Below are 18,007 nucleotides of genomic sequence, written 5' to 3' on the forward strand. Positions count from 1 at the left end.
TCGCGTACCTGGTTGCTCGCCGTCGGGGTTCCTCAATTGATGGCTGCGACCCGTATGGCTAAGCGCTTGCTCAGACCAAAGGTACCGGCGAGTATCCACAGCCGTCCAGAGCGGAGCCCCCGTAACGCTCGTCACTCGCCCAGGGTCACCGCGAGCCCGCCGCCGCGAACGCCCCTCGCGCCATCCGGTGCAGGAGTTCCGCCGTGCCCGCGCGGCCGGGCAGGGAGCCGGGGCGGGTCAGGTGCGGGGTGGAGTTGAGCAGGCCGAACACCGAGTGGACCGCCGAGCGGGCGGCCGGTTCGGCCAGCTCCGGGTACAGCTCGCGGACCACTCCCACCCACAGCTCCACGTACTGCCGCTGCAGCTGGCGGACCAGCTTGCGGTCGGTGTCCCGGAGGCGGTCCAGCTCACGGTCGTGCAGGGTGATGAGGGGGCGGTCGTCGAGCGCGAAGTCGATGTGCCCCTCGATCAGCGAATCGAGGACCGCCTCGGGGGCCGACACCCCCCCGGCCTCCTCCAGACGCCGCCTCGCACCGGTCAGCAGCCGGCCGCTGATCCCCACCAGCAGTTCCGCGAGCATCGCGTCCTTGCCCGCGAAGTGCCGGTAGAGCCCGGGTCCGCTGATGCCGACCGCGGCGCCTATCTCGTCGACCCCGACGCCGTGGAAGCCGCGCTCGGCGAAGAGCCGCGCGGCCTCCTTGAGGATCTGCTCGCGGCGGGTGGGGGCGTCGGTTCTGGTGGCCATGGAGACGATTCTAGACAGGGAGGTTAGCGGTCGTTAACCTGGAGGAAATGCGTTAACGCTCATTAACAAGGTGAGGGGACCCGCAGGATGCATGAGGCACCGGAGCTTCACAGCGCGGCCGATCCCGCGTCGGAGGCCTTTCGGGCCAACGAGGAGGCGCACCGCGCCCTCGTCGAGGAGCTGCGCGGCAAGCTGGCCGCGGCGGCGCTCGGCGGCGGCGAGCGGGCACGGGCACGGCACACCGCGCGCGGGAAGCTGCTCCCGCGCGACCGCGTGGACACGCTCCTCGACCCCGGATCGCCCTTCCTGGAGCTGGCCCCGCTGGCGGCCGACGGGATGTACGAGGGGCAGGCCCCGGCGGCCGGCGTGATCGCCGGGATCGGGCGGGTGGCCGGCCGGGAGTGCGTGGTCGTGGCCAACGACGCCACCGTCAAGGGCGGCACGTACTACCCGATGACGGTGAAGAAGCACCTGCGCGCGCAGGAGGTGGCCCTCGACAACCGGCTCCCCTGCGTCTACCTGGTGGACTCGGGCGGCGCGTTCCTGCCGATGCAGGACGAGGTGTTCCCGGACCGGGACCACTTCGGGCGGATCTTCTACAACCAGGCCCGGATGTCCGGTGCCGGCATCCCGCAGATCGCGGCGGTGCTCGGCTCGTGCACGGCGGGCGGCGCGTACGTCCCGGCGATGAGCGACGAGGCGGTGATCGTCCGGAACCAGGGCACGATCTTCCTGGGCGGTCCGCCGCTGGTGAAGGCGGCCACCGGTGAGGTGGTCACGGCGGAGGAGCTGGGCGGCGGCGAGGTCCACTCACGGGTCTCGGGCGTCACCGACCACCTCGCGGAGGACGACGCGCACGCGCTGCGGATCGTGCGGAACATCGTCTCCACGCTCCCCACGCGGGGGCGGCTCCCCTGGCGGGTGGAGCAGGCCGTCGAGCCCAAGGTGGACCCGGCGGGGCTGTACGGGGCGGTGCCGGTCGACTCCCGCACCCCCTACGACGTACGCGAGATCATCGCGCGCGTCACCGACGGCTCCCGCTTCGCCGAGTTCAAGTCGGAGTTCGGGCAGACCCTGGTCACCGGCTTCGCCCGGATCCACGGCCACCCGGTGGGCATCGTCGCCAACAACGGCATCCTGTTCTCCGAGTCCGCCCAGAAGGGCGCCCACTTCATCGAGCTGTGCGACCAGCGCGGCATCCCGCTGGTGTTCCTGCAGAACATCTCGGGCTTCATGGTGGGCCGGGACTACGAGGCGGGCGGCATCGCCAAGCACGGCGCCAAGATGGTCACCGCGGTCGCCTGCACGCGCGTGCCGAAGCTGACGGTGGTGGTCGGCGGGTCGTACGGGGCGGGCAACTACTCGATGTGCGGGCGGGCGTACTCGCCCCGGTTCCTGTGGATGTGGCCCAACGCCAAGATCTCGGTGATGGGCGGCGAGCAGGCCGCCTCCGTCCTCGCGACCGTCAAGCGGGACCAGCTCCAGGCGCGCGGCGAGGAGTGGCCGGCCGAGGACGAGGACGCCTTCAAGGCCCCGATCCGCGCTCAGTACGAGCGTCAGGGGAACGCCTACTACGCGACGGCCCGCCTCTGGGACGACGGCGTGATCGACCCGATGGACACCCGGCGGGTGCTGGGCCTGGCCCTGACCGCGTGCGCCAACGCGCCCCTGGGTGACCCCCAGTTCGGCGTCTTCCGGATGTGAGGGGACCCCTGACGATGAGAGAGCAGATGTTCGAGACCGTGCTGGTGGCCAACCGGGGCGAGATCGCGGTCCGCGTCATCCGCACCCTGCGGTCGATGGGCGTGCGCTCGGTGGCCGTGTACTCCGACGCGGACGCCGACGCCCGGCACGTCCGGGAGGCCGACACGGCGGTGCGGATCGGGCCGGCGGCGGCCTCGGAGAGTTATCTGTCGGTGGAGCGGCTGCTGGAGGCGGCCGCCCGCACCGGCGCGCAGGCGGTCCACCCCGGGTACGGCTTCCTCGCCGAGAACGCGGGGTTCGCGCGGGCGTGCGCCCGGGCGGGGCTGGTGTTCATCGGTCCCCCGGCGGACGCGATCGCCCTGATGGGCGACAAGATCCGCGCGAAGGAGACGGTGAAGGCGGCCGGGGTGCCGGTGGTGCCCGGCTCCAGCGGCAGCGGGCTGACGGACGAGCAGCTCGCCGGAGCCGCCCGGGAGATCGGGATGCCGGTGCTGCTGAAGCCGTCCGCGGGCGGTGGCGGCAAGGGCATGCGCCTGGTGCGGGACGCCTCGGCGCTGGCCGACGAGATCGCCGCCGCCCGCCGTGAGGCCCGCGCCTCCTTCGGCGACGACACGCTGCTGGTCGAGCGGTGGATCGACCGTCCCCGGCACATCGAGATCCAGGTGCTGGCCGACGGCCACGGAGGCGTCGTCCACCTCGGTGAGCGCGAGTGCTCGCTGCAGCGCCGCCACCAGAAGATCATCGAGGAGGCGCCCAGCGTGCTCCTCGACGAGGAGACCCGGGCCGCGATGGGCAAGGCGGCGGTCCAGGCGGCCCGCTCGTGCGGCTACCGGGGCGCGGGCACGGTGGAGTTCATCGTGCCGGGCAACGACCCCTCGTCGTACTACTTCATGGAGATGAACACCCGTCTCCAGGTGGAGCACCCGGTCACCGAGCTGATCACGGGGCTGGACCTGGTGGAGTGGCAGCTGCGGGTGGCGGCGGGCGAGCCGCTGGCCTTCGGCCAGGACGACGTCCGGCTCACCGGTCACGCGGTCGAGGCCCGTGTCTGCGCCGAGGACCCCTCCCGCGGCTTCCTGCCCTCCGGCGGCACGGTGCTGAGGCTGCGCGAACCGCAGGGCGACGGGGTGCGCACCGACTCCGGGCTGAGCGAGGGCACGGAGGTCGGCAGCCTCTACGACCCGATGCTGTCCAAGGTGATCGCGTACGGCCCCGACCGCGCGACCGCGCTGCGCAGGCTCCGGGCGGCGCTGGCGGAGACGGTCACCCTGGGCGTGCAGACCAACGCCGGGTTCCTGCGGCGACTGCTGGCGCATCCGGCGGTGGCCGGCGGCGACCTGGACACCGGGCTGGTCGAGCGTGAGGTGGACGGGCTCGTACCGGACGGGGTGCCGCCGGAGGCGTACGCGGCGGCGGCGCTGCTGCGGCAGGCCTCCCTCGCGCCCGCCGGCGCGTCCGGCTGGAGGGACCCCTTCGACGCGGCCGACGGATGGCGCCTGGGCGGCGCGCGGGCGTGGACGGCCCACCACCTGCGGGTGGCGGGCCACGACCCGGTGACCGTGCGCGTGCGCAGCACACCGGACGGCGGTACGGAGCTGCTGCTTCCCGGCTCCGACACCCCGCTGCGGGCGTCCGCGGGCCCGGTGGGCGGGCACCGGTTCACCTGCGCGCTCGACGGTGTCACCCACACCTTCGCCGCCGTGGCGGACGGCACCTGGCTGGGCCGGGACGGCGACGCCTGGCAGGTGCGCGACCACGACCCGGTCGCCGCGTCCCTGACCCTCGCCGGCCGGGCGGGCGCCGACTCGCTGACCGCGCCGATGCCGGGCACGGTGACGGTGGTGAAGGTCGCCGTCGGCGACGAGGTGGCCGCGGGCCAGAGCCTGCTGGTGGTGGAGGCGATGAAGATGGAGCACGTCGTCTCCGCCCCGCACGCGGGCACGGTCACCGAACTGGACGTGGCCCCGGGCACCACGGTCGCGATGGACCAGGTGCTGGCGGTCATCGCCCCCGTGGAGGAGGAGACGGCGTGAACACTCCGGCACCGGACCTGCCCATGGTCGTACCGGCCGAGGGCCTGCCCGCGCGGGTGCGCATCCACGAGGTCGGCGCGCGCGACGGCCTGCAGAACGAGAGGGCGACCGTGCCGACGGCCGTCAAGGCGGAGTTCGTCCGCCGCCTGGCCGGCACCGGTCTGACCACCATCGAGGCGACGAGCTTCGTGCACCCCGCGTGGGTGCCCCAGTTGGCGGACGCCGAGGAGCTGTACCCGGCGGTCGCCGACCTGCCGGTGGAGCTGCCGGTCCTGGTGCCGAACGAGCGCGGCCTGGACCGCGCGCTGGCGCTGGGCGTCCGGCGGGTGGCGGTCTTCGCCAGCGCCACGGAGTCCTTCGCCAAGGCCAACCTCAACCGCACGGTGGACGAGGCGCTGGCGATGTTCGAACCGGTGGTGCGGCGGGCGAAGGCAGAGGACGTCCACGTCCGCGGCTACCTGTCCATGTGCTTCGGCGACCCGTGGGAGGGCGCGGTCCCCGTCCCGCAGGTGGTGAAGGTCTGCCGGGCCCTGCGGGACATGGGCTGCGACGAGCTGAGCCTGGGCGACACCATCGGCGTGGCGACCCCGGGCCACGTCACGGCCCTGCTCACCGCGCTCACCGGGGCGGGCGTGCCCGTGTCCGCGCTGGCCGTGCACTTCCACGACACCTACGGCCAGGCCCTGGCCAACACGCTGGCCGCGCTCCGGCAGGGCGTCGGCACGGTCGACGCCTCCGCCGGCGGTCTCGGCGGCTGCCCGTACGCGAAGTCCGCCACCGGCAACCTCGCCACCGAGGACCTCGTGTGGATGCTGCGGGGCCTCGGCATCGACACCGGCGTCGACCTCGGCCGTCTGGTCGCCACGAGCGTCTGGATGGCCGCCCACCTGGGCCGGCCCAGCCCGTCCCGCACCGTCCGAGCCCTCTCCCACCAGGAGCAGTGAACGACATGGACCACAAGCTCTCCCCCGAGCTGGAAGAACTCCGCCGTACGGTCGAGGAGTTCGCGCACGACGTGGTGGCGCCGAAGATAGGCGACCTCTACGAGCGGCACGAGTTCCCGTACGAGATCGTGCGGGAGATGGGCCGGATGGGCCTGTTCGGGCTGCCGTTCCCGGAGGAGTACGGCGGCATGGGCGGCGACTACTTCGCGCTCGGCGTGGCCCTGGAGGAGCTGGCGCGGGTCGACTCCTCGGTGGCCATCACCCTGGAGGCGGGCGTCTCCCTGGGCGCGATGCCGCTCCACCTCTTCGGCACCGAGGCGCAGAAGCGCGAGTGGCTCCCCCGCCTGTGCGCGGGCGAGATCCTCGGAGCGTTCGGCCTGACCGAGCCGGACGGCGGCAGCGACGCGGGCGCGACCCGTACGACGGCCCGGCTGGACGAGGCGACGAACGAGTGGGTCATCAACGGCACGAAGTGCTTCATCACCAACTCGGGCACCGACGTCACGGGCCTGGTCACGGTCACCGCGGTCACCGGCCGCAAGCCGGACGGCAGGCCGCTGATCTCGGCGATCATCGTCCCGTCGGGCACCCCGGGCTTCACGGTGGCGGCCCCGTACTCGAAGGTCGGCTGGAACGCCTCGGACACACGGGAGCTGTCCTTCGCCGACGTCCGGGTCCCGGCCGCCAACCTCCTCGGCGAGGAGGGCCGCGGCTACGCCCAGTTCCTGCGCATCCTGGACGAGGGCCGCATCGCCATCGCCGCGCTGGGCACGGGGCTCGCGCAGGGCTGTGTGGACGAGTCGGTGAAGTACGCCAAGGAGCGGCACGCGTTCGGCCGGCCGATCGGCGCCAACCAGGCGATCCAGTTCAAGATCGCCGACATGGAGATGAAGGCCCACACGGCCCGCCTCGCCTGGCGCGACGCGGCGAGCCGGCTGGTGGCCGGCGAGCCGTTCAAGAAGGAGGCGGCGCTGGCCAAGCTGTACTCGTCCACGGTCGCCGTGGACAACGCCCGCGACGCCACCCAGATCCACGGCGGCTACGGCTTCATGAACGAGTACCCGGTGGCCCGCATGTGGCGCGACTCCAAGATCCTGGAGATCGGCGAGGGCACGAGCGAGGTCCAGCGGATGCTGATCGCACGGGAGTTGGGGCTGGCGGGCTGAGCCTCGGGTTCCGGCCCGCGTCCAAGGTGGACGCGGGCCGGCGTTCCTCCTCGGAGAGGGCGGCACCGTCACTGCCCGCCACGGTACGACCGCGTCGCGGAGTCGTCGGTACCCTGAGGCCGTGGACTACGCGAGGATGCGTGTGATCGCCGAGCAGCTCGAGGCCTGCGCGGAGCGGTGGGAGGGCGCCTGGAGCGTGGAGATCGGCCCGTCGGGTCCGGTGCTGGCCATGGTGTACCCGTCGAAGCGCCGTCAGGGCATGATTCGCCGTGTCCGCGACCAACTCGACGAGCAGCTCTCCCTGACTCGTCCCGGCTACGTCTGCGTGAACGGGCCCGGGATCGAACACCCCGCGATCGGCCGCATGCGGCGCCCGGACGCCGTCGTCATCCCCGAGGCCGTGCTCGACGAGGAGGGTCTCGCCGTCGACGCCACGCAGGTCCTGGCGGTCGTCGAGATCGTCTCTCCGTCCAACCCGAACAACGACTACGGCGAGAAACTCGCCGAGTACCCCGCCATGGGCATCCCGCACTACATGATCGTCGATCCCCGGACCGGCACCATCGAGGTGCACTCCTCCCCGTGCGGGAGCCACTACGGCGACAAGGACCCGTACATCTTCGGGGACACGGTCCCGTTCGGCCCCTGGACGGTGGACACCTCCGCGTTCCGTCGCTACGGCAGGGACCGGGACGGGTCCTCCCCGTCATAGGCCCGTCCCTTCGCGCGGCTCGCCCCACGATTCGGCACGGGCAGGTCGACCGAGCGTGAGGGGATGCACACGGGGCGCCCCCTGGACAGATCATGAGGTTAGGCTAACCTAATCCTGTTTCCAGCCCAGGTCGGCTCCGCACGCACGAAAGCAGACGCACCCATGTCGAACGCCGCAACCGCCCGCTTCTCCCGTCGGGGACTGCTCGCCGCCGGTGGCGCCCTCGGACTCGGCGCCGTGCTCACCGCCTGCGGGGGCGACGACGCGAAGAGCGGCGGCTCGGACGCGACGGGGGCCGGTGGGTCGACGTCCGGACCGTGGTCCTTCAAGGACGACCGCGGCACCACCGTGAAGCTCGACAAGGTGCCGACGAACATCGTCGCGTTCACCGGTGTCGCCGCCGCGCTGTACGACTACGGCATCGAGGTGAAGGGCGTCTTCGGGCCGACGAAGACGACGGACGGCAAGGCCGACGTCCAGGCCGGCGACATGGACGTCAGCAAGCTGACGATCTTCGGCAACAAGTTCGACAGCTTCAACGTCGAGCAGTACGCGGCCTTCCGGCCCGAGGTGCTGATCAGCACGACGTTCGACGAGGCCGGGTCGCTCTGGTACGTCCCGGAGGCCTCCAAGGACAAGATCGCCAAGCTCGCCCCGAGCGTGGCCGTCTCCGTCTACGACCTCCAGATGCCCCAGCCGCTGCGGCGCATGGCCGAGCTGGCCGAGTCGCTGGGCGCCGACATGAAGGCCGCGAAGGTCGTCGAGGCGAAGAAGAGGTTCGAGGCCGCCGCCGAGCGGCTGCGCAAGGCCGCGAAGGCCCGCCCGGAGATCAGGGTGCTGGCCGGTTCCGCCGCGCAGGACGTCTTCTACGTCTCCGGCTCCAACTACTCCATCGACCTGGAGTACTTCAAGGCCCTCGGCGTGAACCTGGTGGAGCCCCCGGAGGAGGCCAAGAAGGCGACCGGCGGCTGGTTCGAGACGCTGAGCTGGGAGAACGTCGACAAGTACCCGGCCGACGTCATCATCATGGACGACCGCGCCTCGACCATCCAGCCCGCCGACATCACCGAGGCGACCTGGAAGAAGCTGCCCGCGGTCAAGGCCGGGCAGGTCATCGCCCGTTCCCCCGAGCCGATCCTGTCCTACGACAAGTGCACGCCGCTGCTCGACAACCTCGCCGAGGCCATCGAGAAGGCCCGGAAGGTCGGCTGACCCCACCCTTCGAGACCCCCCGGAGTCACACGTGACCACCGCCGTAGCCGCCCCGTTCCGCTTCTTCTCCCTCCAGGTCGCAGCGGTGAGGCGACTCGGCCCGTCCCTGGTCCGGGTCACCTTCGCCGGCCCCGACCTGCGCGACTTCCGCTCCGACGGGCGCGACCAGTCCCTGTCGCTGTTCCTGCCGCATCCGGGGCAGAGCGAGCCGGTGGTGCCGGTCGAACTCGGCGACGGCTGGTGGCAGGGGTGGCGCGAACTCCCCGACGACGTGCGGGCCGTGATGCGCTCGTACACGCTCCGGGCGCTGCGCGCGGACGCCGGGGGAGACACCGCCGAGATCGACGTCGACTTCGTGCTGCACGGCGTCGCCGGGGAGGACGGCGCGTCCGCCGCGGCGGGCCCGGCCTCCCGCTGGGCCGCCCGGGCCGCCGCCGGCGACCGGGTGCTGCTGCTCGGCCCCGCGATCGCCGACAACCGCGCGATCCGCTTCCGCCCGCCGGAGGACACCGACCTGGTGCTGCTCTGGGCCGACGAGACCGCCCTGCCGGCCGCCGCCGCCGTCCTGGAGGCCCTCCCGGCCGGCGCCCGTGCCCGGGTGTGGCTGGAGGTGCCGCACCCCGGGGACGTCCAGGACCTGGCGACCGGGGCCGACGCCGAGATCACGTGGTGCGTCAGGGGCGCGCACGACCAGGGCTCCCCCATGGCCCTGGACGAGCTCCGCACCGCCGGACTCCCGCCCGCCGAGCGGCCGTACGTCTGGATCGCCGGGGAGGCGGACCGCGTGAAGCGACTGCGGCGGCACTTCGTGGGCGAGCGGGGGATCGACCGCAGGCGGGTGACGTTCGTGGGCTACTGGCGCCGCGGGCTGACGGAGGAGCAGCTGCACCAACAGGGTTAGCGAGAAACGGACTCGGCCCCCGATCACTCACGGCACAGGAGTGATCACCGTCACGACGGAGGGGGTTTCGCGGCGTGTTGCTTAGGTTAGGCTAACCTAAGCAACACGCCGCCGGCTTTCCCCGCACCGGATCGTCCCCACCGGAGGACCCCCACATGCGCTCGCACCTGCTCAACGACACCACCGCGGAGCACTACCGCCGCTCCGTGACCGAAGGAGTCGAGCGGGTGGCGGCCAAACTCGCCACCACCGAAAGGCCGTTCACCGGCGTCACCGCCGACGCGCTCTCCCCCCGCGTCGACGGCATCGACCTCGACCGGCCGCTCCACGACACCACCGCCGCACTGGACGAACTGGAGGACGTCTACCTCCGGGACGCCGTCTACTTCCACCACCCCCGCTACCTCGCCCACCTCAACTGCCCGGTCGTCATCCCGGCCCTGCTCGGCGAGGCCGTGCTCTCCGCCGTCAACTCCTCCCTGGACACCTGGGACCAGTCGGCCGGCGGCACCCTCATCGAGCGGAAACTCATCGACTGGACGGCGGGCCGCATCGGTCTGGGCCCGGCCGCCGACGGCGTGTTCACCTCCGGCGGCACCCAGTCCAACCTCCAGGCGCTGCTGCTGGCCCGCGAGGAGGCCAAGGCCGACGACCTGGCGAGACTGCGCGTCCTCGCCTCCGAGGTCAGCCACTTCAGCGTGCAGAAGTCCGCGAAACTGCTCGGTCTCGGCCCGGACGCCGTGGTGGCGGTGCCCGTCGACCACGACAAGCGCCTGCGGACCGTCGCCCTCGCCCGCGAGCTGGAGCGCTGCGCCGAGGCCGGCCTGGTCCCCATGGCCGTCGTCGCCACCGCCGGCACCACCGACTTCGGCTCCATCGACCCGCTGCCCGAGATCGCCGAACTGTGCGGGCGGTACGGCGCCTGGATGCACGTCGACGCCGCCTACGGCTGCGGTCTGCTCGCCTCGCTGAAGTACCGCGACCGCCTCGACGGCATCGAGCGCGCCGACTCCGTCACCGTCGACTACCACAAGTCCTTCTTCCAGCCGGTCAGTTCCTCGGCCGTGCTGGTCCGCGACGCGGCCACGCTGCGGCACGCCACCTACCACGCCGAGTACCTCAACCCGCGCCGCATGGTGCGGGAACGCATCCCCAACCAGGTGGACAAGTCCCTGCAGACCACCCGCCGCTTCGACGCGCTCAAGCTGTGGATGACGCTGCGCGTGATGGGCGCCGACGGCATCGGGCAGCTCTTCGACGAGGTGTGCGACCTGGCCGCCGAGGGCTGGAGCCTGCTGGCCGCCGACCCCCGCTTCGACGTCGTGGTCGAGCCGAGCCTGTCCACCCTGGTCTTCCGCTACGTCCCGGCCGCCGTCACCGACCCCGCCGAGATCGACCGGGCCAACCTCCACGCCCGCAAGGCCCTGTTCGCCTCCGGCGACGCGGTGGTCGCGGGCACCAAGGTGGCGGGACGCCACTACCTGAAGTTCACCCTGCTCAACCCCGAGACCACCACGTCCGACATCGCCGCCGTCCTCGATCTGATCGCCGGCCACGCCGAGCAGTACCTGGGAGAGTCCCTTGACCGCGCTTCCTGACCCGACGGGCCCCACGCACACGACCCACGACTTCGTGGGGATCGGACTGGGCCCCTTCAACCTCGGCCTCGCCTGCCTCACCGAGCCCATCGCCGAACTGAACGGCGTCTTCCTGGAGTCCAAGCCGGACTTCGAGTGGCACGCCGGGATGTTCCTCGACGGCGCCCACCTCCAGACGCCGTTCATGTCGGACCTGGTCACCCTGGCCGACCCGACGTCCCCGTACTCCTTCCTCAACTACCTGAAGGAGAAGGGGCGGCTGTACTCGTTCTACATACGCGAGAACTTCTACCCGCTGCGGGTCGAGTACGACGACTACTGCCGCTGGGCCGCCGCCCAGCTGAGCAGCATCCGCTTCGGCACCACGGTCACCGAGGTGACGTACGACGAGGGCGACGGGCTGTACGCCGTGGCGACGGCGGCCGGCGAGACGTACCGCGCCCGGCGCCTGGTGCTCGGCACCGGGACCGTGCCGTTCGTCCCGGAGCCCTGCCGCGGCCTCGACGGCGGCCTCTTCCACACCGCGCACTACGTGCACCGCAAGGCGGAACTGCTGGAGAAGGAGTCGATCACGATCGTCGGCAGCGGGCAGAGCGCCGCCGAGATCTACCACGAGCTGCTCTCCGGGATCGACGTCCACGGCTACCAGCTCAACTGGGTCACCCGCTCCCCTCGGTTCTTCCCGCTGGAGTACACCAAGCTGACCCTGGAGATGACCTCCCCGGACTACATCGACTACTTCCGCGCACTGCCCGAGGAGACCCGCTACCGGCTGGAGAAGCAGCAGAAGGGCCTGTTCAAGGGCATCAACTCGGAACTGATCGACGCCATCTTCGACCTGCTGTACCAGAAGAACGTCGAGAGCGGCGACCGGCCGGTGGCCACCCGGCTGCTCACCAACTCCTCGCTCACCACCGCCCGGTACGAGGACGGCGGCTACACGCTCGGCTTCCACCAGGACGAGCAGGACAAGGACTTCGAGATCCGCACCGAGGGCCTGGTGCTGGCCACCGGCTACCACTACGCGCCGCCGGCCTTCCTCGACCCGGTGCGCGACCGGCTCCGCTTCGACGCCCACGGCCGCTTCGACGTGAGCCGCGACTACGCCATCGACGTCACCGGCCGCGGCGTCTTCCTGCAGAACGCCGGCGTCCACACGCACAGCGTCACCAGCCCCGACCTGGGCATGGGCCCGTACCGGAACGCGACCATCATCCGCGAGCTGCTGGGCGCCGAGTACTACCCGGTCGAGAAGACCATCGCGTTCCAGGAGTTCGCCATATGAGCAGTACGAGCATCGGCAGGTTCACCGTCCGCCCCCTGGACCCGCCGCGGGACGCCGGGCTGCTGCACCGCTGGGTCACCGATCCCAAGGCGGCCTTCTGGATGATGCAGAATGCGACGCTCCAGGACGTCGAGCGCGAGTACCTGCGCATCGCCGCCCACGAGCACCACCACGCCTACCTGGGCCTGCACGACGGCGAACCGGCCTTCCTGATGGAGAAGTACGACCCCCGGTACGTCGACCTCGTCGGCCTGTACGCCCCCGAGCCCGGCGACGTCGGCATGCACTTCCTGGTCGCCCCCACCGACCGGCCCGTCCACGGCTTCACCCGGGCCGTCATCACCGCCGTGATGACGGAGCTGTTCGCCGACCCGGGCACCCGACGGGTCGTGGTCGAGCCGGACGTGGCCAACAAGGCCGTGCACGCCCTGAACGAGGCCGTGGGCTTCGTCCCCGAGCGTGAGATCGACAAGCCGGAGAAGCGCGCGCTGCTGAGCTTCTGCACGCGCGAACGCTTCTTCGACAAGCACAGCGAGGCCGCCCGAGGAGCATCCGCATGATCCCGTCCGACGCCGTGGCGCACCTGTCCCCCCACCGCTGGGCACGGGCCAACCGCCTCCTGATCCGCAAGGCGCTCGCCGAGTTCGCGCACGAGCGGCTCCTCACGCCGGAGGCCACCGGCGACGGCGGGTACGTCGTCCGCAGCGACGACGGCCTGACCCGGTACGCCTTCACGGCCACGCTCCGCGCGCTGGACCACTGGCAGGTCGACGCCGACTCGATCACCCGCCACCGCGGCGACACCGAACTCGAGCTCGCGGCACTGGACTTCTTCATCGAGCTGCGGAAGTCGCTGGGCCTGAGCGAGGAGATCCTGCCGGTGTACCTGGAGGAGATCTCCTCCACCCTCTCCGGCACCTGCTACAAGCTCACCAAGCCGCAGGTCCCGGTCGCCGAGCTGGTCGACGCCGGCTTCCAGGCGATCGAGACCGGGATGACCGAGGGCCACCCCTGCTTCGTCGCCAACAACGGGCGGCTCGGCTTCGGCGTCCACGAGTACCTGGCGTACGCGCCGGAGACCGCGCACCCGGTGAGGCTGGTGTGGCTGGCCGCGCACCGCTCGCGGGCCGCGTTCACGGCCGGCGCCGGGATCGCGTACGAGTCGTTCATCCGGCAGGAGCTGGGCGAGGAGACCGTCGAGGGCTTCCACGACGTCCTGCGCGAGCGGGACCTCGACCCCGGCGACTACCTCCTCGTCCCCGTCCACCCCTGGCAGTGGTGGAACAAGCTGTCCGTCACCTTCGCCGCCGAGGTGGCGCGCGGACACCTGGTCTGCCTGGGCGAGGGCGACGACGAGTACCTGGCCCAGCAGTCCATCCGCACCTTCTTCAACACCTCGCACCCCGAGAAGCACTACGTGAAGACGGCCCTGTCCGTCCTCAACATGGGGTTCATGCGCGGACTGTCCGCCGCCTACATGGAGGCGACCCCGGCGATCAACGACTGGCTGGCCCGGCTGATCGACGGCGACCCGGTGCTGCGGGCCACGGGGCTGTCGATCATCCGCGAGCGGGCCGCAGTGGGCTACCGGCACCTGGAGTACGAGCGGGCCACGGACCGCTCCTCGCCGTACCGGAAGATGCTGGCCGCGCTGTGGCGGGAGAGCCCGGTACCGTCGCTGGAGGACGGCGAGTCGCTCGCCACGATGGCGTCGCTGGTCCACGTCGACCACGAGGGGAAGTCCTTCGCGGGCGCGCTGATCGAGCGCTCGGGGCTCGCTCCGGCCGAGTGGCTGCGGCGCTACCTGCGGGCGTACTACGTCCCGCTGCTGCACAGCTTCTACGCCTACGACCTGGTGTACATGCCGCACGGCGAGAACGTGATCCTCGTGCTGGAGGACGGGGTGGTGCGGCGGGCGGTCTACAAGGACATCGCCGAGGAGATCGCGGTGATGGACCCGGACGCGGTGCTGCCGCCGGAGGTCTCCCGCATCCGGGTGGAGGTCCCGGACGACACGAAGCTGCTGTCGGTCTTCACGGACGTCTTCGACTGCTTCTTCCGCTTCCTCGCGGCGAACCTCGCCGAGGAGGGCGTCCTGGACGAGGACGGCTTCTGGGGCACGGTCGCGGAGATCACCCGCGAGTACCAGGCGTCGGTGCCCGAGCTGGCCGACAAGTTCGCCCGGTACGACATGTTCGCCCCCGAGTTCGCCCTCTCCTGCCTCAACCGCCTCCAGCTGCGTAACAACCGGCAGATGGTGGACCTCACGGACCCGTCGGGCGCGCTCCAGCTGGTGGGGACGCTGAGGAACCCGATCGCGGGGTTCTGACCCGCACAACAGGCGAGCGCCCCGGAGTACGGTCCCCCGGGGCGCACCGTCGGCACGGGGCCACGTGAACTCCGTTGCCCCGCAAGGGAAGCCGGATCGATCCGGACCACTCTCCCGCGGCTCCGGTGGAACAATCCCCCCATGGCGGAAATCATCCAGAAGGACGGCACCTGGACCTTCGACGGGGACGCCCTGCGGCTGACCCCCGGACGGGACAAGGGCGTCGGACTGCTCCGCAGGACCCTGGGTGAACTGGTGGTGCCGCTCAGGGCGTTGGCGGGCATATCGCTGGAGCAGGGCAAGCGGACCGGACGGCTCAGACTGCGGCTGCGCGACGGCGCCGATCCCCTGCTGCACGCGACCGGCGGCCGGCTCACCGAGCCGCACGACCCCTACCAGCTGATCGTCGACGCCGACCGCTACGGCGTCGCCGAGTACTTCACGGAGGAGGTCCGCACCGCCCTGCTGCTGGACCAGGTCCCCGCCGACCCGGTCACCGCGTACCTGCTGCCCGGCCCGTCCGTGCCGCTGTCCGTCTCCGCCGGGGACGGCACGGTCGGCTTCGACGGCGAGCGCGTCCGGCTGGAGTGGAACTGGAAGACGGAGGACGCCAAGGCCGCCGCCGGCGCCCGCACCCTCGCGCTGACGGACCTGACCGGCGTGGAGTGGCAGCCGGCCGCCGGCCTGGAGAACGGCCACCTCCGCTTTCTCGTGCGGCACTCCCCCACCAAGGCGCCCGCCAAGTACGACCCCCACGCCGTGGAGCTGTGGGGCTTCAGGAAGGACCCGCTGATGGCGCTCGTCGCCGCCGCCGTCCAGGCCCGTCTGCCGCACCCGGCCGCTCCCGCCGACGAGCGCCCGCGGGAGCTCGGGGCGGCACCGGTGCAGAAGGCCCCCGCCCCGGCCGAGGACGGCCACGACGCCCTGCTGCGCCGGCTGCGGGAGCTGGGCGAGCTGCACCGGTCCGGGGTGCTGACGGACGAGGAGTTCACCCTCGCCAAACAGGCGATCCTCAAGCGCATGTGAGCCGATCCTGAGCCCTGCCGGTGAGTCCTGCCCGAAATCGGGCAGGTTTCTTGCGAAACGGCCACCGGTACCTCAGGATCATCGGGTGCACGACGAACTCGTTGATCATCTGACGCGGTCCACGCCCCTCAGCCGGGGCGAGGCGCTGCGCGTGGTCCAGGACGTGCTCGCCTACTTCGACGAGACGACCGAGGAGTACGTCCGTCGCCGCCACCGCGAGCTCCAGGCCCAGGGCCTGGTGAACGCGACGATCTTCGAACGGATCGAGGCGGACCTCAGATACCGCGCGGTGGCCCCGCCCGAGCTCTCGCTCCGGCAACTGCGCCGCATCGTCTACGGCTAGGAACTACACATATGTGCGGAATCGTCGGATACATCGGCAGGCGTGAGGTCACTCCCCTGCTGCTCGAGGGCCTGCAGCGCCTGGAGTACCGCGGCTACGACTCGGCGGGCATCGCCGTCACGTCGCCGAAGGCGTCCGGCCTGAAGACGGTCAAGGCCAAGGGCCGGGTGCGCGACCTGGAGGCCAAGGTCCCGGCGCGCTTCAAGGGCACCACCGGCATCGCCCACACCCGCTGGGCCACCCACGGCGCCCCCTCCGACGTGAACGCCCACCCGCACCTGGACGCCGAGGGCAAGGTCGCCGTCGTCCACAACGGCATCATCGACAACGCCTCCGACCTGCGCCGCAAGCTGGAGGCGGACGGCGTCGTGTTCCTCTCCGAGACGGACACCGAGGTCCTCACCCACCTGATCGCCCGCTCCACGGCCGAGAAGCTGGAGGACAAGGTCCGCGAGACCGTGCGCCTCATCGAGGGCACCTACGGCATCGCCGTGCTGCACGCCGACTTCCCGGACCGCATCGTGGTGGCCCGCAACGGCTCGCCGGTCGTGCTCGGCATCGGCGAGAAGGAGATGTTCGTCGCCTCCGACATCGCCGCGCTGGTCGCCCACACCCGTCAGATCGTCACGCTGGACGACGGCGAGATGGCGACGCTGAAGGCCGACGACTTCCGCACCTACACCACCGAGGGCACCCGTACGACCGCCGAGCCGACCACCGTGGAGTGGGAGGCGGCCTCGTACGACATGGGCGGCCACGACACCTACATGCACAAGGAGATCCACGAGCAGGCCGAGGCCGTGGACCGCGTGCTGCGCGGCCGGATCGACGACCGCTTCTCCACCGTGCACCTGGGCGGCCTCAACCTGGACGCCCGCGAGGCGCGCCGGATCCGCCGCGTGAAGATCCTCGGCTGCGGCACCTCGTACCACGCCGGCATGATCGGCGCGCAGATGATCGAGGAGCTGGCCCGGATCCCCGCCGACGCCGAGCCGGCCTCCGAGTTCCGCTACCGCAACGCGGTCGTGGACCCCGACACCCTGTACGTCGCGGTCTCCCAGTCCGGTGAGACGTACGACGTGCTGGCGGCCGTGCAGGAGCTGAAGCGCAAGGGCGCGCGGGTGCTGGGCGTGGTCAACGTCGTCGGCTCCGCGATCGCCCGCGAGGCGGACGGCGGCGTCTACGTGCACGCCGGGCCCGAGGTCTGCGTGGTGTCCACCAAGTGCTTCACCAACACCACGGTCGCCTTCGCCCTGCTCGCCCTGCACCTGGGCCGCACCCGCGACCTGTCGGTGCGCGACGGCAAGCGGATCATCGAGGGCCTGCGCCGGCTCCCGGGGCAGATCTCCGAGATCATGGAGCAGGAGGAGGAGATCAAGAAGCTGGCCCTGGAGTACGCCGAGGCCCGCTCGATGCTCTTCATCGGCCGCGTCCGGGGCTACCCGGTGGCCCGCGAGGCCTCCCTGAAGCTCAAGGAGGTCTCCTACATCCACGCCGAGGCGTACCCGGCCTCCGAGCTGAAGCACGGCCCGCTGGCCCTGATCGAGCCGGCCCTCCCCACGGTCGCGATCGTCCCCGACGACGACCTGCTGGAGAAGAACCGCGCGGCCATGGAGGAGATCAAGGCCCGCAGCGGCCGGATCGTGGCGGTCGCCCACCAGGACCAGGAGAAGGCCGACCACACGGTCCTCGTCCCCAAGAACGAGGACGAACTCGACCCCATCCTCATGGGCATCCCCCTCCAACTCCTCGCCTACCACACCGCCCTGGCCCTCGGCCGGGACATCGACAAGCCCCGCAACCTCGCCAAGTCGGTCACGGTCGAGTAGGTCCCCCAGGCGCGCGGAGCCGCACCACCACGCGGCTCCGCCGCACGGACACACCAAACCCAGGACCCCCGCCAAGCCGGCAACGCCGAAGCAACACCCGCTTCCAGGCGCGCGGAGCCGTACCACCACGCGGCTCCGCCGCACGGGCACACCGAACCGGGGAACCCGGCCAAGCCGGCA

Annotated in this window: 15 protein-coding genes; 14 read left to right on the forward strand and 1 reads right to left on the reverse strand. The window is 71.4% G+C overall.

What is annotated here, in order from left to right; genetic code table 11:
* Positions 1–145 precede the first annotated feature (145 nt).
* The gene (locus ADK41_RS03575) at positions 146–745 is read right to left on the reverse strand and encodes an SACE_7040 family transcriptional regulator (protein ID WP_030825085.1); all 600 of its coding nucleotides are present in this window, start codon (positions 743–745) and stop codon (positions 146–148) included.
* 87 nt (positions 746–832) lie between these two features.
* Between ADK41_RS03575 and ADK41_RS03580 the strand changes: the two genes are divergently transcribed.
* The 14 genes from ADK41_RS03580 (at position 833) to glmS (ending at position 17,827) form a co-directional block, all read left to right on the forward strand.
* A complete protein-coding gene (locus tag ADK41_RS03580; protein WP_030825087.1) occupies positions 833–2,449 on the forward strand; it encodes a carboxyl transferase domain-containing protein in 1,617 nt (538 codons plus the stop codon).
* A gap of 26 nt (positions 2,450–2,475) precedes the next feature.
* Entirely contained in the window at positions 2,476–4,482 is a 2,007-nt protein-coding gene (locus ADK41_RS03585; RefSeq protein WP_030825089.1) for an acetyl/propionyl/methylcrotonyl-CoA carboxylase subunit alpha, read from the forward strand.
* Positions 4,479–5,426, forward strand: coding sequence for a hydroxymethylglutaryl-CoA lyase (locus tag ADK41_RS03590; RefSeq protein WP_030825092.1), 948 nt, complete (start codon positions 4,479–4,481; stop codon positions 5,424–5,426). The genes ADK41_RS03585 and ADK41_RS03590 overlap by 4 nt, the downstream gene beginning before the upstream one ends.
* 5 nt (positions 5,427–5,431) lie before the next feature.
* Positions 5,432–6,592, forward strand: coding sequence for an acyl-CoA dehydrogenase family protein (locus tag ADK41_RS03595; RefSeq protein WP_030825095.1), 1,161 nt, complete (start codon positions 5,432–5,434; stop codon positions 6,590–6,592).
* Between the two features lie 121 nt (positions 6,593–6,713).
* A complete protein-coding gene (locus ADK41_RS03600; RefSeq protein WP_030825099.1) occupies positions 6,714–7,304 on the forward strand; it encodes a Uma2 family endonuclease in 591 nt (196 codons plus the stop codon).
* Positions 7,305–7,466: 162 nt separating this feature from the next.
* Positions 7,467–8,516 carry an ABC transporter substrate-binding protein gene (locus ADK41_RS03605; protein ID WP_030825102.1) on the forward strand — a complete coding sequence of 350 codons (1,050 nt, stop codon included), beginning with the start codon at positions 7,467–7,469 and terminating at the stop codon, positions 8,514–8,516.
* Between the two features lie 31 nt (positions 8,517–8,547).
* Positions 8,548–9,417, forward strand: a complete 870-nt coding sequence (locus tag ADK41_RS03610; RefSeq protein ID WP_030825105.1) for a siderophore-interacting protein — start codon at positions 8,548–8,550, stop codon at positions 9,415–9,417.
* Between the two features lie 155 nt (positions 9,418–9,572).
* Positions 9,573–11,015, forward strand: a complete 1,443-nt coding sequence (desA, locus tag ADK41_RS03615) for a lysine decarboxylase DesA (RefSeq protein ID WP_030825109.1) — start codon at positions 9,573–9,575, stop codon at positions 11,013–11,015.
* On the forward strand, positions 10,999–12,300 hold the full coding sequence (locus ADK41_RS03620; protein WP_030825112.1) for a lysine N(6)-hydroxylase/L-ornithine N(5)-oxygenase family protein: 1,302 nt from the start codon (positions 10,999–11,001) through the stop codon (positions 12,298–12,300). Before desA ends, ADK41_RS03620 begins: the two co-directional genes overlap by 17 nt.
* A complete protein-coding gene (locus ADK41_RS03625) occupies positions 12,297–12,860 on the forward strand; it encodes a GNAT family N-acetyltransferase (protein WP_030825115.1) in 564 nt (187 codons plus the stop codon). The genes ADK41_RS03620 and ADK41_RS03625 overlap by 4 nt, the downstream gene beginning before the upstream one ends.
* Entirely contained in the window at positions 12,857–14,629 is a 1,773-nt protein-coding gene (locus tag ADK41_RS03630; RefSeq protein WP_030825118.1) for an IucA/IucC family protein, read from the forward strand. Before ADK41_RS03625 ends, ADK41_RS03630 begins: the two co-directional genes overlap by 4 nt.
* Positions 14,630–14,770: 141 nt before the next feature.
* Positions 14,771–15,655 carry a DUF4429 domain-containing protein gene (locus ADK41_RS03635; protein WP_030825121.1) on the forward strand — a complete coding sequence of 295 codons (885 nt, stop codon included), beginning with the start codon at positions 14,771–14,773 and terminating at the stop codon, positions 15,653–15,655.
* 85 nt (positions 15,656–15,740) lie between these two features.
* Positions 15,741–15,998 carry a hypothetical protein gene (locus ADK41_RS03640; protein WP_030217181.1) on the forward strand — a complete coding sequence of 86 codons (258 nt, stop codon included), beginning with the start codon at positions 15,741–15,743 and terminating at the stop codon, positions 15,996–15,998.
* An 11-nt stretch (positions 15,999–16,009) separates the two neighbouring features.
* Complete coding sequence (gene glmS / locus ADK41_RS03645; RefSeq protein WP_030825124.1) at positions 16,010–17,827, forward strand: glutamine--fructose-6-phosphate transaminase (isomerizing); 1,818 nt, start codon at positions 16,010–16,012, stop codon at positions 17,825–17,827.
* The last annotated feature ends 180 nt before the right edge of the window (positions 17,828–18,007 follow it).

Source organism: Streptomyces caelestis (assembly GCF_001279005.1).
GTDB classification, from domain to species: Bacteria; Actinomycetota; Actinomycetes; order Streptomycetales; family Streptomycetaceae; genus Streptomyces; species Streptomyces heliomycini.

What these genes read in the sequence shown, in the direction of transcription:
- ADK41_RS03595 (WP_030825095.1), top strand. Translation starts at nt 5,432, where the DNA reads ATGGACCACAAGCTCTCCCCCGAGCTGGAAGAACTCCGCCGTACGGTC.
- ADK41_RS03580 (WP_030825087.1), top strand. Translation starts at nt 833, where the DNA reads ATGCATGAGGCACCGGAGCTTCACAGCGCGGCCGATCCCGCGTCGGAG.
- ADK41_RS03585 (WP_030825089.1), top strand. Translation starts at nt 2,476, where the DNA reads ATGTTCGAGACCGTGCTGGTGGCCAACCGGGGCGAGATCGCGGTCCGC.
- ADK41_RS03625 (WP_030825115.1), top strand. Translation starts at nt 12,297, where the DNA reads ATGAGCAGTACGAGCATCGGCAGGTTCACCGTCCGCCCCCTGGACCCG.
- glmS (WP_030825124.1), top strand. Translation starts at nt 16,010, where the DNA reads ATGTGCGGAATCGTCGGATACATCGGCAGGCGTGAGGTCACTCCCCTG.
- desA (WP_030825109.1), top strand. Translation starts at nt 9,573, where the DNA reads ATGCGCTCGCACCTGCTCAACGACACCACCGCGGAGCACTACCGCCGC.
- ADK41_RS03630 (WP_030825118.1), top strand. Translation starts at nt 12,857, where the DNA reads ATGATCCCGTCCGACGCCGTGGCGCACCTGTCCCCCCACCGCTGGGCA.
- ADK41_RS03605 (WP_030825102.1), top strand. Translation starts at nt 7,467, where the DNA reads ATGTCGAACGCCGCAACCGCCCGCTTCTCCCGTCGGGGACTGCTCGCC.
- ADK41_RS03635 (WP_030825121.1), top strand. Translation starts at nt 14,771, where the DNA reads ATGGCGGAAATCATCCAGAAGGACGGCACCTGGACCTTCGACGGGGAC.
- ADK41_RS03575 (WP_030825085.1), bottom strand. Translation starts at nt 745, where the DNA reads ATGGCCACCAGAACCGACGCCCCCACCCGCCGCGAGCAGATCCTCAAG.